The sequence below is a fragment of the Citrobacter sp. BIDMC107 genome (assembly GCF_001037575.1).
Classification (GTDB): domain Bacteria; phylum Pseudomonadota; class Gammaproteobacteria; order Enterobacterales; family Enterobacteriaceae; genus Citrobacter; species Citrobacter freundii.
On record NZ_KQ089848.1, the window covers coordinates 4253141 to 4271400 of the forward strand.

Annotated in this window: 14 protein-coding genes; 6 read left to right on the forward strand and 8 right to left on the reverse strand. The window is 52.5% G+C overall.

Annotated features, from left to right (window positions below):
- Positions 1 to 83 precede the first annotated feature (83 nt).
- The gene (gene poxB / locus SK39_RS19715) at positions 84 to 1802 is read right to left on the reverse strand and encodes a ubiquinone-dependent pyruvate dehydrogenase (RefSeq protein WP_003027264.1); all 1719 of its coding nucleotides are present in this window, start codon (positions 1800 to 1802) and stop codon (positions 84 to 86) included.
- Positions 1803 to 1955: 153 nt separating this feature from the next.
- Between poxB and SK39_RS19720 the strand changes: the two genes are divergently transcribed.
- Complete coding sequence (locus SK39_RS19720; protein ID WP_003844357.1) at positions 1956 to 2390, forward strand: DoxX family protein; 435 nt, start codon at positions 1956 to 1958, stop codon at positions 2388 to 2390.
- A gap of 61 nt (positions 2391 to 2451) precedes the next feature.
- Here SK39_RS19720 and SK39_RS19725 read toward each other — a convergent pair whose 3' ends face one another.
- The 5 genes from SK39_RS19725 to aqpZ all read right to left on the reverse strand — a co-directional run bounded on the left by SK39_RS19725 (position 2452) and on the right by aqpZ (position 8791).
- Positions 2452 to 4065, reverse strand: coding sequence for an FAD-NAD(P)-binding protein (locus SK39_RS19725; RefSeq protein ID WP_048217340.1), 1614 nt, complete (start codon positions 4063 to 4065; stop codon positions 2452 to 2454).
- 199 nt (positions 4066 to 4264) lie between these two features.
- Positions 4265 to 5233: an NADH oxidoreductase gene (gene hcr / locus SK39_RS19730; RefSeq protein ID WP_003027256.1), complete on the reverse strand. Its 969-nt coding sequence runs from the start codon at positions 5231 to 5233 to the stop codon at positions 4265 to 4267.
- Positions 5234 to 5243: 10 nt separating this feature from the next.
- A complete protein-coding gene (gene hcp, locus SK39_RS19735) occupies positions 5244 to 6896 on the reverse strand; it encodes a hydroxylamine reductase (RefSeq protein WP_003840204.1) in 1653 nt (550 codons plus the stop codon).
- Between the two features lie 155 nt (positions 6897 to 7051).
- Positions 7052 to 7951 (reverse strand): LysO family transporter, encoded by a 900-nt coding sequence (locus tag SK39_RS19740; RefSeq protein ID WP_003027250.1) that lies wholly within the window; start codon positions 7949 to 7951, stop codon positions 7052 to 7054.
- Between the two features lie 144 nt (positions 7952 to 8095).
- Positions 8096 to 8791 carry an aquaporin Z gene (gene aqpZ, locus SK39_RS19745; protein ID WP_003840208.1) on the reverse strand — a complete coding sequence of 232 codons (696 nt, stop codon included), beginning with the start codon at positions 8789 to 8791 and terminating at the stop codon, positions 8096 to 8098.
- 371 nt (positions 8792 to 9162) lie between these two features.
- On the opposite strand from aqpZ, the gene SK39_RS19750 reads away from it, so the two are divergent.
- A complete protein-coding gene (locus SK39_RS19750) occupies positions 9163 to 10821 on the forward strand; it encodes an ATP-dependent endonuclease (protein WP_003036822.1) in 1659 nt (552 codons plus the stop codon).
- Here the strand turns inward: SK39_RS19750 and SK39_RS19755 are convergent.
- On the reverse strand, positions 10818 to 11765 hold the full coding sequence (locus tag SK39_RS19755) for a VirK/YbjX family protein (RefSeq protein ID WP_048217341.1): 948 nt from the start codon (positions 11763 to 11765) through the stop codon (positions 10818 to 10820). The genes SK39_RS19750 and SK39_RS19755 overlap by 4 nt on opposite strands.
- A 159-nt stretch (positions 11766 to 11924) precedes the next feature.
- Here SK39_RS19755 and macA point away from each other — a divergent pair, with 159 nt between their 5' ends.
- Both macA and macB read left to right on the forward strand, forming a co-directional pair.
- Positions 11925 to 13040, forward strand: coding sequence for a macrolide transporter subunit MacA (gene macA, locus SK39_RS19760; protein ID WP_016150621.1), 1116 nt, complete (start codon positions 11925 to 11927; stop codon positions 13038 to 13040).
- A complete protein-coding gene (gene macB / locus SK39_RS19765; protein ID WP_003840216.1) occupies positions 13037 to 14983 on the forward strand; it encodes a macrolide ABC transporter ATP-binding protein/permease MacB in 1947 nt (648 codons plus the stop codon). Before macA ends, macB begins: the two co-directional genes overlap by 4 nt.
- A 74-nt stretch (positions 14984 to 15057) precedes the next feature.
- Here the strand turns inward: macB and cspD are convergent, their stop codons facing one another.
- Entirely contained in the window at positions 15058 to 15282 is a 225-nt protein-coding gene (cspD, locus tag SK39_RS19770) for a cold shock-like protein CspD (RefSeq protein WP_003036813.1), read from the reverse strand.
- A 323-nt stretch (positions 15283 to 15605) separates the two neighbouring features.
- On the opposite strand from cspD, the gene clpS reads away from it, so the two are divergent.
- On the forward strand, positions 15606 to 15926 hold the full coding sequence (clpS, locus tag SK39_RS19775) for an ATP-dependent Clp protease adapter ClpS (protein WP_003036810.1): 321 nt from the start codon (positions 15606 to 15608) through the stop codon (positions 15924 to 15926).
- 30 nt (positions 15927 to 15956) lie between these two features.
- Complete coding sequence (gene clpA, locus SK39_RS19780) at positions 15957 to 18233, forward strand: ATP-dependent Clp protease ATP-binding subunit ClpA (RefSeq protein WP_003036804.1); 2277 nt, start codon at positions 15957 to 15959, stop codon at positions 18231 to 18233.
- The last annotated feature ends 27 nt before the right edge of the window (positions 18234 to 18260 follow it).

Here is an 18260-nt window from a genome sequence, read left to right on the forward strand (position 1 = left end):
GTATTCCTATGCTCCTGGGGATTTTCGGGCTTGCCGCCTTGATGCATCATGAATGATTTTGTGTGTGGTTTAATAAGGATGTTTTACCTGAGCCAGTTAGTTTTCGCCAGTTCGATCACTTCATCACCGCGTCCGCTGATGATTGCGCGCAGCATATACAGGCTAAAACCTTTGGCTTGTTCGAGCTTGATCTGCGGCGGGATCGCCAGCTCTTCTTTCGCCACCACCACATCGACCAGCACCGGACCGTCAATTGACATCGCCCTTTGCAGCGCCTCATCAACCTCTGAAGATTTCTCCACGCGAATGCCCGTGATGCCACAGGCCTCGGCAATCCGCGCGAAATTCGTGTCGTGTAGTTCGGTGCCGTCAGTCAGATAACCACCAGCTTTCATCTCCATCGCCACAAATCCCAGCACGCTGTTGTTGAAGACAATAATCTTCACCGGTAACTTCATTTGTACCACCGACAGAAAATCGCCCATCAGCATGCTAAAGCCGCCGTCACCGCACATTGCCACAACCTGACGTCCTGGTTCGGTCGCTTGTGCGCCGAGTGCCTGTGGCATGGCATTAGCCATCGACCCGTGGTTAAACGATCCAAGCAGGCGACGTTTGCCGTTCATTTTCAGATAGCGTGCTGCCCACACCGTTGGCGTGCCAACGTCGCAGGTAAAGATGGCATCGTCAGCGGCAAAGTGGCTGATCTGTTGCGCCAGATATTGCGGGTGAATGGCTTTATCGCTGGGTTTGGCTAAATCATCCAGCCCTTTGCGCGCCTCGCGGTAGTGCTCCAGTGCTTTGTCCAGGAACTGCCGCTCGGTTTTCTCTTCCACCAGAGGTAGTAGGGCACGTAACGTGGATTTAATATCGCCTACCAGCGCCATATCAACTTTACTGTGCGCGCCAATACTCGCCGGATTGATATCAATCTGAATAATTTTGGCGTCTGTGGGGTAGAACGGGCGATAGGGGAACTGGGTACCGAGCAGGATCAGCGTGTCGGCATTCATCATGGTATGGAAGCCGGATGAAAAGCCAATCAGCCCGGTCATACCCACGTCATAGGGGTTATCGTACTCAACATGCTCTTTCCCGCGCAGAGCGTGCACGATCGGGGCTTTGATTTTAGCCGCAAACTCAACCAGCTCTTTATGCGCACCGGCGCAGCCGCTGCCGCACATCAGGGCGATGTTGCTGGAGTAGCGCAGCAGTTGCGCCAGTTTTCTCAGCTCTTCCTCTTCCGGGGTGACTACCGGGAGCGGCGCATGATACCAGTGCGTGGTGGCGCTTTCAGGGGCGGGCTTCAGCGCCACGTCGCCGGGTAATACCACCACGGAGACGCCACGGTTGAGCACCGCTTTACGCATAGCTATAGCCAGCACCTGGGGGATCTGCTCAGGGCTGGAGACCAGCTCGCAATAATGGCTACATTCACGGAACAACTCTTGCGGGTGGGTCTCCTGAAAATAACCGCTGCCTATTTCACTGGATGGAATATGCGCGGCGATTGCCAGTACCGGAACGTGGTTGCGGTGGCAATCAAACAGGCCGTTAATCAGGTGCAGGTTGCCTGGCCCACACGAACCTGCGCAGACGGCCAGTTCGCCCGTCAACTGCGCTTCAGCGCCCGCGGCGAAGGCAGCAACCTCTTCATGACGGGTTGGCATCCAGTCAATTGTTCCCATACGATTCAGACTATCACTCAGACCATTTAGCGAGTCACCCGTTACACCCCAAATGCGTTTTACGCCAGCCTGTTCGAGTGTTTTAGCAATAAAAGCGGCAACCGTTTGTTTCATGGTTTTCCTTCTCCTCTAATGTGATACCGGTTACAAGTTTAGATGAAGATAATCGTTATGCTTCTCATTTCCCCCTTATTTCCGGCAGGTTTCATTTAACCTGTATTAAGCGTAGTTTGTTATTGGACATGGTGAAACAAGGAATAAATTCAAATGGTTATAAAACTATTAAATTCAGTTAACCGAGTACTGACTCACGAAGATTTTGGCAAGTTTTTGTTACGCCTTGCCGTCGGTGGGCTGATGCTGTTTCATGGGCTGCATAAACTGTTTGCTGGTATTGATGGCATCAGCGGTATGTTGATAGCGAAAGGTTTCCCGGGCTTTATTGCGTACGGCGTTCTGCTGGGAGAGGTTGTAGCGCCGTGTCTGATTATTCTAGGCATCCTGACGCGTCCTGCGGCGTTGGGGCTGGCGTTTACGATGATTGTGGCATGGTTGATGGTCGGGATGGGCGAAACCTGGACACTGGATAAAACCGGTGCATGGGCGATTGAAAGTCTGGTGTATTTCTTCATCGGCGCGCTGGCCGTGGCGTTTTTGGGGGCGGGGCGTTACTCCGTTGCAGGAAATTCTGCCTGGCGATAGTTACCATTTGAGAGTCAATACCGAGGCGGGGGTGCGCTGACGGTTTGCCCGCCTCGTCGATCTATATGTCATCACTGTTCCATAGTTTGTGCCGACGTCTCAGCGCTCGCTGCGTCAATGCCCTTGCCATCGCGGCGCCTATTTCAGCGCTGACAACCAGTCCCTGAATAAACGGACGATCGTGCATCAACCACGGCAGCCCGCCAAAAGCGATGCGATTGCGGGCGTTTTCCGGCGCTTGCAGCGTGTAATCTTCGCCGATATCCGGGATCTCATCGCCACAGGCCAGCAGTTGATCGCGTAGCGTTGGGAAAGGGATATCTTTGCTCTGCAATGCCCGTTGCCCTCGGGCGTCAATAAACACATCGAATTCGCTGCGTCGACCGTGGTGGTAAATTACCGTCATTTCCTGCTCATTCGTACGCTCATAATCCGCACCAAGTGTGAGGATCTCAATCAGCCCGGCGTCGTGCAGCGCCAGCAGTCGGCGGACTGATTCAGACGGGATTGCCGCATAATTATCGATAAACACGCGCGCCAGTCCTTGCTTAAAGCGCTTTTCATCAGGCGGATCAAGATGTGGGACGATCTCTTCGATTACCTCGTGTAGCCGCAGCAGGGTATAGCGCCACGCGACGGTACGCTGTTCCTGTTTGTTGCGTTCAACTTCAATCAGGTTGCGCTTCGCCCATTCAAAAGGATCGTGCTCAAGCCTGTCGGCAAAGCAGGCCTCGGGGAATGTATCGGCGTTGAGCGTCTCAAGTGCTATCTCTTGGCTCCATTGCGGGGCTGCATCTTGCAGTTGTTGTACAATAATCCGGAAAATGCGGTCCAGTAATCCTTTTTGCCCATGGACAATGACGTCTTCAATTGCTTCAGGCGTTGCGATGTTCAACGATTCATAGGGCAGAGGGCAGTAAAAATCCGCTTCAGGCAGCACACCGCTGCGCGACATTAGGGTCAGCTTCAGGCTTTGGCTGTCGGATTTACAGATAAACTGGAGTGCGTTATCAGCCCCGGTGGTGAAGGCACCGTGTTGGCAGGCCACGGCCATCGCTGCGTCAATCGCGCTGAGCGAGGTGCCGAGAATTCCTACCCGGCAAGCGCTAATCTGGACGTCCATTAGACCTGTCCACGGGCTGGGAAAAAACCTCCGTGTCTGTACATCCGTTTCAGGCCACAGATGACCAGTGGCAATAGCGGCGAAGTCCACCTCGACAGGCTGTGAAGCATGATTGATCCACAGAGAGACCCCATTCGGGTTTGCGCACAGGTCGGTGACTTCGCTTGATTCGTTTATGCTAATCGCGAAGCCTGAGCCTCGCGCTTTCTCGACGATAGCGAATAAACGATCGCGATAATAGTCACCGAGGATCACGCGGGGCAAAAATTGCCGTTCATGCAAAGAATTACGTTCAATCCGAAACTGCGCCAGATAGTCATCACTTTGATTCTGTAGCCACGTCAGATAACTGATATAAATCGGTGGGATCTCTATGCTGGCTATATTTGCCAGCATGAAGTCTGCGTTGTTGTCGCTGTTATAAGGCATGCCAACGCCCGCCTGTTCAGCTTGCTCATAAAGCTCTATTTCCAGCGGTTCACCGCGCTCAACCAGGGCATGAAACGTATAAATGCCGGTGGGACCGACGCCGACAATGGCCACTTTTTTCATGGGGATCCTTGTAGAAAGTTCGACGTGGTAGTCCTGGATTATGCTTAATCTGCGAAGGGTAAGTGTGGTCGATAATTTACGGGGGAAGGAGGTATTTTGCCGGGGAGAGTGAAAATATCAGAATTTTGCAGCGCCTGAGAGCATAAAAAAGGCCACCCGGTACAGCCAGGCAGCCTTTTGCACATCAGATACCGGCCAATTACGCCAGCACTAAATCACCCTGCGGATGGCAGGAACAGGCCAGCACATAACCTTCAGCGATTTCTGCGTCGGTCAGCGTCATGGTGCTGCTGACCGTGTAGTTACCGTCAACCACTTTGGTTTTGCAGCAGCCGCAAACGCCTGCACGGCATGCGGCGACAACCGGAACCTTGTTGCTTTCCAGCGCTTCCAGCAGCGTACTGCCCACCGGCGCATAGAACTCTTTCGCCGGCTGTAGCTTAGTAAACTTCAGACCACTGGTGGCGGCTTCGGCAACAGGTGTGAAGAACTGCTCTTTAAAGAAGCGCGTCACACCCAGTGCTTTGACTTCTTTCTCGACCAGATCCATATACGGTGCCGGGCCACAGGTCATCACGGTACGCGAGGTCAGATCCGGTACGCTTTTCAGCAGTTCGGTAGTCAGTCGGCCGGAAACAAAACCTTCGGTGGCATTGTTTTCAGCAACTAATGTCACCGGATATTCACGCCACTCGTCGGCAAAAATGACATCTTGCGGCGAGCGCACGTTAAAGATTACCTGTACATCCGCTTGCGGGCGGTACTTTGCCAACCAGCGACGCATTGACATGATTGGCGTAACACCACAGCCTGCGGCCAGCATCAGGAACTTGTCTTCCGCTTTATCTTCACAGGTGAACTCACCCATGGCATCGGACAGCCAGATATAGTCGCCGCGCTTCACGTCGCGGGTTAGCCACTGTGAACCTGCACCATCGTCAATCCGGCGGATGGTCAACGTAATGTACTCGCTAACGCCCGGCGTTGAGGAAATGGTGTAAGCACGCAGCGTATCCGCTGAATTACGTACGCTGACCAGTGCATACTGCCCGGCGCGGTAAGGATAATAATCGTGGCACAGCAACGAAATTGTCCATACATCCGGCGTTTCCTGATGGATGTGGTGAACCTGCATCCGCCATGGGCACTGATGAGTTGGCATTGTCATTCTTTACTCCTTACGCGCTCAGCAGTTGCTTCATGTCTTCTTCAACGGTGGTCACGGAACGCAGACCAAATTTCTCGTTGAGAACTGCCAGCAAATCCGGTGTGAAGAAACCAGGCGCAGTCGGGCCAGTGACGATGTTTTTCACGCCCAGAGACAGCAGGGTCAGCAGAATAACAATCGCTTTCTGTTCGAACCAGGAGAGCACCAGAGACAGCGGCAGATCGTTCACGCCACAGCCCAGTTTCTCTGCCAGGGTGACCGCCAGGATAATGGCAGAGTAGGCATCGTTACACTGACCGGCATCGACCAGACGCGGCAGACCTTCGATATCGCCGAATTCCAGTTTGTTGAAACGGTATTTACCGCAAGCAAGGGTCAGAATCAGGCAGTCGTCTGGTACGCTGGTGGCGAAGTCGGTGAAGTAGTTACGTTCACCACGTGCGCCGTCACAACCGCCAACCAGGAAGATGTGACGCAGTTTTTCGCGGCTCACCAGGTCGATCAGGGTATCAGCAGCGCCCAGCAGGGTCTGACGACCGAAACCTACGGTGATCAGGTGCGGAATTTCACTGTACGGGAAGCCAGCCATCTGCTGCGCCTGTGCGATAACCGGACCGAAATCGTCACCTTCAAGGTGGCTCACGCCCGGCCAGCCGACGATGCTACGGGTCCAGATACGGTCGTCGTAGGCGCCAACGGTTGGGTCGATGATGCAGTTAGAAGTCATCACGATTGGGCCAGGGAAGCGGGCGAATTCAACCTGCTGGTTCTGCCAGCCGCTGCCGTAGTTACCGATTAGGTGTTTGAACTTACGCAGTTCCGGATAGCCGTGTGCTGGCAGCATTTCACCGTGGGTATAAACGTTAACACCGGTGCCTTCAGTCTGCTCAAGCAGGTTGTACAAATCTTTCAGGTCGTGACCGGAGATCAGGATGCACTTACCTTCGGTTGCTTTTACGTTGACCTGAGTCGGGGTCGGGTGACCGTATTTAGTGGTTTCACCGGCGTCCAGAATGCTCATCACTTTGAAGTTCATCTGACCGATTTCCATTGAACACTCCAGCAGAGCGTTCATATCGGAAGGCCAGGTACCCAGCCACGCCATGATTTTGTGGTACTGAGCATAGATATCGTTGTCGTACTGACCAAGAACGTGGGCGTGCTCCATGTAAGCTGCCGCACCTTTCAGGCCGTACAGACACAGCAGACGCAGGCCGAGGATATTATCGCCGATGGTCGCTTTGTCTTTATTCGGGGTGAATTCAGCGGCCTGACGTTGCAGGTCGCCCAGATCGTCGCTGACCAGTTGCAGATCGGCCATCGGGTTGGTGACAGCTGCGTTCGCGTCGATGTTCAGGCATTGTGCTTTCAGGGCGTCGCGCATGGCGATAGCTTCACGGGCATAGCCAACAATACGCGGGGAATCGAAGTTTACGTTAGTCAGCGTGGAGAAGAACGCACGCGGCGCAAAGTTATCAACCTCATGGTCGATGATGCCGTATTCACGTGCTTTAACAGCCCATGCAGACAGACCTTGTAGGGAAGCAATCAGCAGATCCTGCAAATCGGAGGTTTCAGCCGTTTTACCGCACATACCCTGCGCGTAAGAGCAGCCGTTTCCTGCCGGAGTACGGATGGTTTGTTCACATTGCACACAAAACATGGTCACACCTTTTAAAGTTATATTTAATATACATGTTTAAGATTATGCCTGTGCGCGTAGGGATAAAAGGGATTTCTGCTACTACTTGCAGGGAGATTGATTTAGCGCAATTTTGGCGGTAGCTGACTACCGCCAGAGAGGTATTTGCCCGGGCGTCAGGCGGAGAAAAACGCCATCAGCAGAGGCACTAACAGACTCAAAATAAAGCCGTGGACGATGGCTGCCGGGACCATTTCCAGGCCGCCGCTGCGTTGTAAAACGGGCAGGGTGAAATCCATTGATGTCGCGCCGCATAATCCCAGTGCGGTAGAGCGGCTGCGGCCCACCATTCCTGGAATCAACATAATGGCGATCAGTTCACGGGCCAGGTCGTTAAAGAAGGCGGCACTACCAATTACGGGTCCGAACGATTCGGTCAACAGAATACCGGACAGGGAATACCAGCCAAAACCTGATGCCATCGCCAGCGCGGTTTTCAGCGGCAGACCGAGGATCAATGCATTGATAACCCCCGCCAGCATCGAACTGGCGACGACGACGACGGCCACGATCATCCCCCGACGGTTTAGCACAATTTGCTTTAAGGTCATACCGCTGTTGCGCAGTTGGATCCCCACCAGGAACAGTAAAAAGATTAACGTATATTCGCTGGCTTCGGTGGCATGCTGCAGAATGGAAAGCCCAGTGAGGCCGAGCAGGAAACCGATGACGACGACGCCGCAAAGCTGGAGCGACTCAAGCGCCATTGCAATTCGCGAGGGGAGCTTTTCTTGCTTGTGGTTGTGTCTCCAGGGCAGCGAACGCTCCAGCCAGAACAGCGCCGCAATATTACACAGTATAATGACCGTCACGCTGACTGCAGAATAATGAAGAATAGCTAACAGGTTGCTGGCGAGATTATCCAGAAACGCCAGGCTAATACCCATAAAAAAGAGAATAAGGTAGACGATCCAGCTCAACAGGCGATTGATAAGTTGTAATGCAGTCCTGTGCCGGAGCGGAATAAGGTAGCCCACAATAAGGGGAACCAGAATGATTAACAGCCCTGAAAACATGAAAACCAGATCCTTGCTGAGAAGTAAGACGAAATGCGCTAGCACACACTACTCAAAGCAAAGAGGGGAGTAAAGTTGCAAATAAAAGGAAATATAGAGAGGATAAAAAAGACCTGACTTGCGCCAGGCCTTTTTTGTTAGCGATTAATCGCGTTTTTCCAGCAGAGTGCGGTAAATAAGGCCGCCGAGTACCCCACCGATAATCGGCATAACCCAGAAGAACCACAATTGTTGCAATGCCCAGCCGCCCTGGAAAATGGCTACTGCGGTACTACGTGCCGGGTTTACGGAGGTGTTGGTGACTGGAATACTAATCAAGTGGATCAGAGTTAACGCCAGACCAATTGCGATAGGTGCAAAACCTGCCGGAGCATGTTTATCGGTCGCGCCGTGGATCACTAATAAGAAGCCTGCGGTCAGAATAATTTCAATGACGACGGCAGAAAGCATGGAATAACCGCCTGGTGAATGTTCACCAAAGCCGTTTGATGCAAAACCACTGGCCGTTGCATCAAAACCCGCTTTACCGCTGGCAATAAGATACAGTGCCGCTGCTGCAACAATACCGCCTACAACCTGAGCAATAACGTAACCAATAACATCTTTTGCCGGGAAACGACCGCCAGCCCATAAACCGAAGGTTACCGCCGGGTTAAAATGCCCACCTGAAATATGACCCACGGCGAATGCCATGGTTAATACGGTCAGGCCGAATGCCAGCGCGACACCGGCAAATCCAATTCCCAATTCCGGGAATGCGGCTGCCAGCACTGCACTACCGCACCCACCAAAAACGAGCCAAAACGTACCGAAGAATTCAGCTGCTAATTTCCTGAACATAACCACCTCAATTAAAAGTTCCGGGTTCGTATTCCTTGCCCGGTAATTCATCGCTAAAAGGGACGATGATGAAAGAGCGGGTATTTTAGAAAAAAATATCATCCCTTCGCCAGTTAAATTGATGAAAAAATTTGATTTAAGGCAATATGTTGCGATTCCTTTTTGAATCTTGGGTGAATGAAGCATAGTCCAATTAGCGAAAGGACGATGATTAAGTTCTGAAATTATATTCAGGAGAAAACATAAGAAGAATATTCTTATTTTTTTTGCTTTTGCGATTCACGCCAGATTGATATCGGGTGTCCTGAGCCCCCGCTTGCCGTTATACTCCTGATAACTTGAAGGAAAAAGTTAGCATTTCCGGAGGCTATATGATTCTCGAACGCGTTGAGATTGTTGGATTTCGTGGTATTAACCGTCTGTCGTTGATGCTGGAGCAGAGCAACGTGCTGATTGGGGAGAACGCGTGGGGTAAATCCAGTCTGCTGGATGCCTTAACCCTGCTGCTGTCGCCGGAGCCAGACTTGTATCATTTTGTCCGCGAGGATTTCTGGTTCCCGCCGGGCGACATACAGGGCCGGGAACACCACCTGCACATTATCCTGACGTTTCGTGAATCCCAACCGGGGCGTCACCGGGTACGTCGCTATCGCCCTCTGGAAGCCAGCTGGACGCCGTGCCAGGATGGCTATCACCGCATTTTTTATCGTCTGGAAGGCGAGTGTGCGGATGACGGTAGCGTTCTGACCTTGCGCAGTTTTCTTGACGGCGACGGCCATCCATTACCTCTCGATGACATTAACGATCAGGCGCGGCATCTTGTGCGCCTGATGCCGGTACTGCGTCTGCGCGACGCGCGATTTATGCGCCGGATCCGCAACGGTACCGTGCCGGATTCGGCGGACGTCGAAGTCACCGCCCGCCAACTGGATTTTCTGGCGCGTGAGCTGGCTACCCGACCGCAAAATCTGACCGACGGACAGATCCGCCAGGGGTTATCGGCCATGGTGCAGTTGTTGGAGCACTATTTTTCCGAGCAAGGGGCTGGCCAGTCCCGCTACCGTCTGATGCGCCGTCGCTCCAATAACGAACAACGGAGCTGGCGCTATCTGGACATTATTAACCGCATGATTGATAAACCCGGCGGACGTACGCACCGGGTTATTCTGTTGGGCCTGTTTTCGACCCTGTTGCAGGCCAAAGGCACGCTGAGGCTGGATAAAGACGCCCGACCTTTATTGCTGGTGGAAGATCCGGAAACGCGTTTACATCCCATCATGCTGTCGGTGGCCTGGCACTTGTTGAATTTACTGCCTCTGCAGCGAGTGGCGACAACCAATTCCGGTGAGCTGTTGTCCCTTACGCCCGTGGAACATGTTGTTCGTCTGGTTCGTGAATCATCCCGCGTCGCCGCCTGGCGGCTGGGGCCGGGTGGGATCAGTGCAGAAGATGGTCGGCGAATCGCATTTCATATTCGTTTTAATCGTGCGTCATCGTTGTTTGCCCGCTGCTGGTTGCTGGTAGAAGGCGAAACGGAAACCTGGGTTATTAACGAACTGGCCCGTCAGTGCGGACATCACTTTGATGCAGAAGGGATTAAAGTTATTGAATTCGCCCAGTCCGGCCTTAAGCCGCTGGTTAAATTCGCCCGCCGGATGGGTATCGAGTGGCATGTGCTGGTCGATGGTGATGAAGCCGGGAAAAAGTATGCGGCCACGGTACGTAGCTTATTGAATGACGACAGAGAGGAAGAGCGTGAGCATTTGACCATGCTCCCCGCGCTGGATATGGAACACTTTATGTATCGCCAAGGGTTTGCTGACGTCTTTCACCGGGTGGCGCAAATCCCGGAGAACGTGCCCATGAATATGCGCAAAATTATCTCCAAGGCGATACATCGTTCGTCAAAACCGGATTTAGCCATTGAGGTAGCGATGGAAGCCGGGCGGCGCGGCGTTGACGCAGTGCCAACGCTGCTGCGAAAAATGTTTTCCCGCGTGCTGTGGCTGGCACGCGGCAGAGCGGATTAGTGGCGAAACATCGACGACAGCTGCGAATGGATGCTGTCCAGTAGCTGATAGCGGCGGCGGTATTCTGCGCGTTTTTTGCTGGCAATATCCGCCTCGCTTTTTCGCGCCAGCGTGCGCGGAATATGATAGTACCCGTGTCTGTCGCACTCGCCGCCAACCGATTCCCAAAATGCGTTGTAGTCGGAATGAATTACCTTATTTTTATCGTGGTAGCGTTGGCTGCGAAAGATATGCTGTTCATTGCTGACTGCCATAACATTATCGATATTCAATCGCTCTGCTAACCGGCAAATGGCTTCCATTACAATACGTTTTGGGAATATCCCGTGACAAGACTTAGTCGCTTTTTGGATTGCTTCGTGAGGAAGTTGCGCATTGCCCTGCACACCGCCAATAAATAATGTACTTTTGCCATTATATTCGCAGAACGTAAACGTCATTTTAGTCAGTACGTCGCCGTCGCCATTTTGCACCTGAATAGTGCTCTCTCCCTCTTTATCCAGCACCGGGAACATCATCATGGTTACGGTAAATATATCGCCATCTTTGCCTTCAATTTGCGCCAGTTGTAAGCCGTCATTGCTTAATAAGGCGTTAAATTCTGCGGGTAAAAATGCATGGCGGATAACATTATAATGAAAACGCACCGCGTCTAAACGCATTTTACGGGTGAAGTTTGCGGCAAGGTAAGGACGATGCAAACGCACCGGCAATCGGGGTTGGTGGGATAGCAGGTTTTCAAGATCCGGCCATTGGGACAGTTCTGTCATCCATTCCTGGGTGAGGCGAGGTATCAAGAGTGAGCGCCAGATAAACTTACGACGAAAGCTCCGCTTATCCCAGCAATGTGCGGGACGTAAATGACCGCTGCTCAGGCTGTAAAAAAGACCAAAGCTGGTGACGGGTTTGGTGGAAAGAAAAGTGCTTTCAGTTAGTTGACTCATAATATAAATCCGATTGATACCCTGGTACTAATTTCAGCACAGCGGATCTTAACCATTCATCAATAACTCTGTTATTCTTGCGCTTTTCAACGGCGATTTATTTAACGTTGATGTTTAGCACTCCACTCTGGTGGACGTATTGGGGGAATTGGGACATTTATGAAGCTCAAGGGAAAAATCAAAAAACGCTATTTTCTGTTCGCCATCATCCTTATTGTGGCGGTAATTGCACTTTGGCGAACGCTTAATGCGCCTTTACCTCAGTATCAAACATTAATTGTTCGTCCGGGCGATCTGCAGCAAAGCGTGCTGGCTACCGGTAAACTGGATGCGCTGCGTAAAGTTGACGTCGGGGCGCAGGTCAGCGGGCAGTTAAAAACGCTGTCGGTCGCGATTGGCGATAAAGTCAAAAAAGATCAGTTGCTCGGCGTAATCGATCCTGAACAGGCGCAAAACCAAATCAAAGAGGTTGAAGCGACGCTAATGGAATTGCGCGCCCAGCGTTTACAGGCAGAAGCTGAGTGGAAACTGGCGCGGGTGACGCTTTCCCGTCAGCAACAGCTGGCAAAAACCCAGGCCGTTTCACAGCAGGATCTCGACACGGCGGCCACCGAAATGGCGGTCAAACAGGCGCAAATTGGCGCAATTGACGCGCAAATTAAACGTAATCAGGCTTCTCTCGATACGGCAAAAACCAACCTTGATTACACCCGCATTGTCGCGCCAATGGCAGGCGAAGTAACGCAAATTACTACCCTACAAGGGCAAACCGTTATTGCCGCTCAGCAGGCACCTAATATTCTGACGCTGGCGGATATGAGCACCATGCTGGTAAAAGCGCAGGTTTCTGAGGCTGATGTAATTCACCTGCAACCTGGGCAAAAAGCCTGGTTTACCGTACTGGGCGATCCGCAGACACGCTACGAAGGCACGCTGAAAGATGTTCTTCCGACGCCAGAGAAAGTGAATGATGCGATTTTCTACTATGCCCGCTTCGAAGTTCCCAATCCGAAAGGGATCCTGCGTCTGGATATGACCGCGCAGGTCCATATCCAGCTCACTGATGTCAAAAATGTTCTGACGATCCCGCTGTCGGCACTGGGCGATCCTATTGGTAACAACCGCTATAACGTCAGGCTACTGCGTAACGGCGAAACCCGCGAACGTGAAGTGGTTATCGGCGCGCGGAATGACACCGATGTGGAGATCGTGAAAGGGCTGGAAGAGGGTGATGAAGTCATTACCGGCGAGGGCAACGCTGGAGCTGCAAAATGACAGCATTGCTTGAACTGAGCCATATCCGCCGCAGCTATCCCTCAGGTGAAGGCCAGGTTGAGGTGTTGAAGGACGTATCCTTGAGCATTCAGGCCGGGGAAATGGTGGCGATTGTCGGGGCGTCGGGTTCGGGTAAATCGACGCTGATGAACATTCTCGGCTGTCTGGACAAACCTACCAGCGGTACGTATCGGGTTGCCGGACGGGATGTCTCCACGCTGGATAGCGATGCGCTGGCACAGCTGCGCCGTGAGCATTTCGGCTTTATCTTCCAGCGCTATCATTTGCTGTCACATTTAACCGCGGCGCAAAATGTCGAGGTGCCTGCGGTCTACGCTGGCACCGAGCGTAAGCAGCGCCTGGCGCGTGCGCAGGAATTACTCCAGCGGCTGGGTCTGGGCGACAGGGTTGATTATCAACCTTCTCAACTTTCCGGTGGTCAGCAGCAGCGGGTCAGTATCGCACGTGCACTGATGAACGGGGGACAGGTTATTCTTGCCGACGAACCCACCGGTGCACTGGATAGCCATTCCGGCGAAGAGGTGATGGCGATTTTGCATCAGCTGCGCGATCGCGGACACACGGTAATTATCGTCACGCACGACCCGCAGGTTGCCGCACAGGCCGAGCGGGTCATTGAAATTCGTGACGGCGAGATTGTGCGCAATCCGCCGCCACAGAAACCCTCTGGCGGACGCGATATCGCGGAGCCAACGGTGAAAACGGCATCCGGCTGGAGCCAGTTTGTCAGCGGTTTTCGTGAAGCGCTTACCATGGCCTGGCTGGCAATGGCTGCGAATAAGATGCGAACGCTACTGACCATGCTTGGGATCATCATCGGTATTGCTTCTGTGGTGTCGATCGTGGTGGTAGGCGATGCGGCTAAACAACTGGTTCTGGCAGATATTCGCGCTATTGGTACTAACACCATTGATATCTATCCTGGCAAAGATTTCGGCGACGACGATCCGCAATATCAACAGGCATTGAAGTATGACGATTTGACGGCGCTACAGAAGCAGCCCTGGGTCAGTTCGGTAACACCTGCAGTATCGAAGAACCTGCGGTTACGCTATGGCAATATCGACGTTGCTGCCAGTGCTAACGGCGTGAGCGGCGACTATTTCAACGTCTATGGCATGACATTTAGCGAAGGGACCACCTTTAACGCCGAGCAACTGGCGGGGCGCGCTCAGGTGGTGGTGCTCGACAGTAATACCCGGCGCCAGTTGTTCCCCAATAAAGCGAAAGTTGTCGGCGAAGTCGTGCTGGTGGGAAATATGCCGGCCACGGTAATTGGCGTTGCAGAAGAGAAACAGTCGATGTTCGGCAGTAGCAAGATCCTGCGGGTCTGGCTGCCCTACAGCACCATGTCCGGACGAATTATGGGGCAGTCGTGGCTGAACTCGATCACCGTGCGAGTAAAGGATGGTTTTGACAGTGCCCAGGCCGAACAGCAACTGACCCGACTGTTGACGTTGCGCCACGGTAAGAAGGATTTCTTCACCTGGAATATGGACGGTGTCTTGAAAACCGCTGAAAAGACCACACGTACATTACAACTCTTCCTGACGCTGGTGGCGGTGATTTCGCTGGTGGTTGGTGGGATTGGCGTGATGAATATTATGCTGGTTTCGGTAACCGAACGAACGCGTGAGATTGGCATTCGTATGGCGGTAGGCGCGCGTGCCAGTGATGTGCTGCAACAGTTCTTAATTGAAGCGGTGTTAGTGTGTCTGGTTGGCGGCGCGTTGGGCATTAGCCTGTCGATGCTGATCGCCTTTACACTTCAGCTATTCCTGCCGGGCTGGGAAATTGGATTCTCACCCGTCGCGCTGTTGACGGCGTTCCTGTGTTCGACTGCAACCGGGGTGTTGTTTGGCTGGCTACCGGCGCGGAATGCGGCACGTCTGGATCCAGTAGATGCTCTGGCGCGGGAATAATGCCACAGAGATAAAAATGCCAGCCGCAAAGGCTGGCATTTTGACTGCGGGATGTACACAATGAGACAGAAGAGCTATGCGACAGCTTCTGCTTCAATGACAGGCACGATGACACTGGCATGATTGCCTTTTGGCCCCTGGTGGACATCAAACTGGACAGACTGTCCGGCTTTTAGCGTTCTGTAACCATCCATCTGAATGGTGGAATAATGGGCGAAAATATCTTCGCCGCCGCCTTCGGGGCAAATGAAACCAAACCCTTTGGCGTTGTTGAACCACTTAACAGTACCCGTTTCCATACTTCGACATCCTTCGTAAATCTTATATAAGTAAGATGGAATGAACCGGTGGCGGAGTGGGGGCTGTTCAAAACCTCGCCAACTCTCGAAACTACAATTTAGAGAAATCAGGCGGGGCGTCAAGCGCCAGGCAGACAGAATAGGGTAAAAATGCATCAAAATTTGAAGCAGTTAACGCTATTGTCGGTTATGTGACAGATGTCGCGGATGGCACTAATAGATGATAGTTATCTAATACTTGAGGTAGATTGATTGTGCGCATAGGCTGCTTGTCAGCGGCAAGATTTTCTGCCGGAAACCGTAACTGAAGATGACGACTGACAATGGGTAAGACGAACGACTGGCTGGATTTCGATCTGCTGGCGGAAGACAAATTGCGCGACGCGCTAAAACCGCCATCTATGTATAAAGTGATATTAGTCAATGATGATTACACTCCGATGGAGTTTGTTATTGACGTGTTACAAAAATTCTTTTCTTATGATGTAGAACGTGCAACGCAACTGATGCTTGCAGTTCACTATCAAGGCAAAGCGATTTGCGGCGTGTTTACTGCCGAAGTGGCTGAAACCAAAGTAGCGATGGTGAACAAATATGCGAGGGAGAACGAGCATCCGTTGCTGTGTACGCTGGAAAAAGCCTGAATGCAGGCATAAACATTGGGGGAGGTGCCTATGCTCAATCAAGAACTGGAACTCAGTTTAAACATGGCTTTCGCCAGAGCGCGCGAGCACCGACATGAGTTTATGACCGTCGAGCACTTGTTACTGGCGTTGCTCAGTAACCCGTCGGCCCGCGAAGCGCTGGAAGCGTGTTCTGTGGATCTGGTGGCGCTCCGTCAGGAACTCGAAGCCTTCATTGAACAGACCACACCTGTATTGCCTGCCAGTGAGGAAGAGCGCGACACGCAGCCGACGTTGAGTTTTCAGCGTGTACTGCAACGTGCGGTCTTTCATGTTCAGTCCTCCGGACGCAATGAAGTTACCGGCGCAAATGTGCTGGTTGCTATCTTCAGCGAGCAGGAATCTCAGGCGGCTTATCTGCTGCGTAAGCATGAAGTAAGTCGTCTTGATGTGGTGAATTTTATCTCTCATGGCACGCGTAAAGATGAACCCAGCCAGTCTTCTGACTCTGGGAATCAGCCAAATAACGAAGAGCAAGCTGGCGGGGAGGACCGTATGGAGAACTTCACGACTAACCTTAACCAGCTTGCCCGAGTGGGCGGAATTGATCCGCTCATTGGCCGGGACAAAGAGCTGGAGCGCGCCATTCAGGTACTGTGCCGTCGCAGAAAAAACAACCCGCTGCTGGTGGGAGAGTCTGGTGTCGGTAAAACCGCCATTGCCGAAGGCCTCGCCTGGCGTATCGTCCAGGGTGATGTGCCTGAAATCATGGCTGATTGCACCCTTTACTCCCTGGATATCGGCTCGCTGCTGGCAGGCACTAAATATCGCGGTGATTTTGAGAAACGCTTTAAGGCGCTGCTGAAACAGCTGGAACAGGATACTAACAGCATTCTGTTTATCGATGAGATCCACACCATTATCGGTGCGGGTGCGGCATCGGGCGGCCAGGTGGATGCGGCTAACCTGATCAAGCCGCTGCTCTCCAGCGGTAAGATCCGTGTTATAGGCTCCACAACCTATCAGGAATTCAGCAATATCTTTGAAAAGGACCGTGCGTTAGCGCGCCGTTTCCAGAAAATCGATGTCACTGAACCATCGGTAGAAGAGACCGTGCAGATAATCAATGGTCTGAAGCCGAAATACGAAGCGCACCATGACGTCCGCTATACCGCCAAAGCGGTGCGTGCAGCGGTCGAACTGGCGGTGAAATACATTAACGATCGTCATCTGCCGGATAAAGCGATTGACGTGATTGATGAGGCGGGCGCGCGTGCGCGTCTGATGCCGGTCAGTAAGCGCAAGAAAACCGTCAACGTGGCGGATATTGAGTCCGTGGTGGCCCGCATTGCGAGGATCCCGGAGAAGAGCGTATCGCAGAGCGATCGCGACACGCTGAAAAACTTGGGCAACCGTCTGAAAATGCTGGTATTCGGACAGGATAAAGCCATTGAGGCGCTGACTGAAGCGATCAAAATGAGCCGTGCCGGGCTGGGACACGAGCATAAGCCGGTCGGTTCGTTCCTGTTTGCCGGACCAACTGGCGTCGGTAAGACCGAAGTCACGGTGCAGCTCTCCAAAGCCCTCGGCATTGAACTGCTGCGTTTTGATATGTCCGAGTATATGGAACGCCACACGGTCAGCCGTCTGATTGGTGCGCCTCCAGGATATGTCGGTTTTGACCAGGGCGGTTTGCTGACTGATGCTGTTATTAAGCATCCGCATGCGGTACTGCTGCTGGATGAAATCGAAAAAGCGCACCCGGATGTCTTTAACCTGTTGCTGCAGGTGATGGATAACGGCACGCTGACCGACAATAACGGGCGTAAAGCGGATTTCCGCAACGTGGTGCTGGTCATGACCACCAACGCTGGTGTACGTGAAACTGAGCGTAAATCGATTGGGTTGATTCATCAGGACAACAGTACTGATGCGATGGGCGAAATCAAAAAAGTGTTTACGCCGGAATTCCGTAACCGTCTCGACAACATTATCTGGTTCGATCATCTCTCTACCGAGGTGATTCATCAGGTTGTTGATAAGTTTATCGTCGAGCTTCAGGTTCAACTGGATCAGAAAGGTGTCTCTCTTGAAGTGAGTCAGGAAGCTCGTGACTGGCTGGCAGAGAAAGGCTATGACCGCGCAATGGGCGCACGTCCAATGACGCGTGTTGTCCAGGATAACCTGAAAAAACCATTGGCTAACGAACTGCTGTTCGGTTCGCTGGTAGATGGCGGTCAGGTGACCGTTGCGCTGGATAAAGAGAAAAATGAGCTGACCTATGGTTTCCAGAGTGCACAAAAGCACAAGCCAGAAGCAGCACATTAATCTTTAATCACCTAATGAGCCGGGCGT

Bases quoted from the DNA above. Each gene is read 5' to 3' on its own strand.
- poxB (WP_003027264.1), bottom strand. From the start codon at position 1,802: ATGAAACAAACGGTTGCCGCTTTTATTGCTAAAACACTCGAACAGGCT.
- SK39_RS19720 (WP_003844357.1), top strand. From the start codon at position 1,956: ATGGTTATAAAACTATTAAATTCAGTTAACCGAGTACTGACTCACGAA.
- SK39_RS19725 (WP_048217340.1), bottom strand. From the start codon at position 4,065: ATGAAAAAAGTGGCCATTGTCGGCGTCGGTCCCACCGGCATTTATACG.
- hcr (WP_003027256.1), bottom strand. From the start codon at position 5,233: ATGACAATGCCAACTCATCAGTGCCCATGGCGGATGCAGGTTCACCAC.
- hcp (WP_003840204.1), bottom strand. From the start codon at position 6,896: ATGTTTTGTGTGCAATGTGAACAAACCATCCGTACTCCGGCAGGAAAC.
- SK39_RS19740 (WP_003027250.1), bottom strand. From the start codon at position 7,951: ATGTTTTCAGGGCTGTTAATCATTCTGGTTCCCCTTATTGTGGGCTAC.
- aqpZ (WP_003840208.1), bottom strand. From the start codon at position 8,791: ATGTTCAGGAAATTAGCAGCTGAATTCTTCGGTACGTTTTGGCTCGTT.
- SK39_RS19750 (WP_003036822.1), top strand. From the start codon at position 9,163: ATGATTCTCGAACGCGTTGAGATTGTTGGATTTCGTGGTATTAACCGT.
- SK39_RS19755 (WP_048217341.1), bottom strand. From the start codon at position 11,765: ATGAGTCAACTAACTGAAAGCACTTTTCTTTCCACCAAACCCGTCACC.
- macA (WP_016150621.1), top strand. From the start codon at position 11,925: ATGAAGCTCAAGGGAAAAATCAAAAAACGCTATTTTCTGTTCGCCATC.
- macB (WP_003840216.1), top strand. From the start codon at position 13,037: ATGACAGCATTGCTTGAACTGAGCCATATCCGCCGCAGCTATCCCTCA.
- cspD (WP_003036813.1), bottom strand. From the start codon at position 15,282: ATGGAAACGGGTACTGTTAAGTGGTTCAACAACGCCAAAGGGTTTGGT.
- clpS (WP_003036810.1), top strand. From the start codon at position 15,606: ATGGGTAAGACGAACGACTGGCTGGATTTCGATCTGCTGGCGGAAGAC.
- clpA (WP_003036804.1), top strand. From the start codon at position 15,957: ATGCTCAATCAAGAACTGGAACTCAGTTTAAACATGGCTTTCGCCAGA.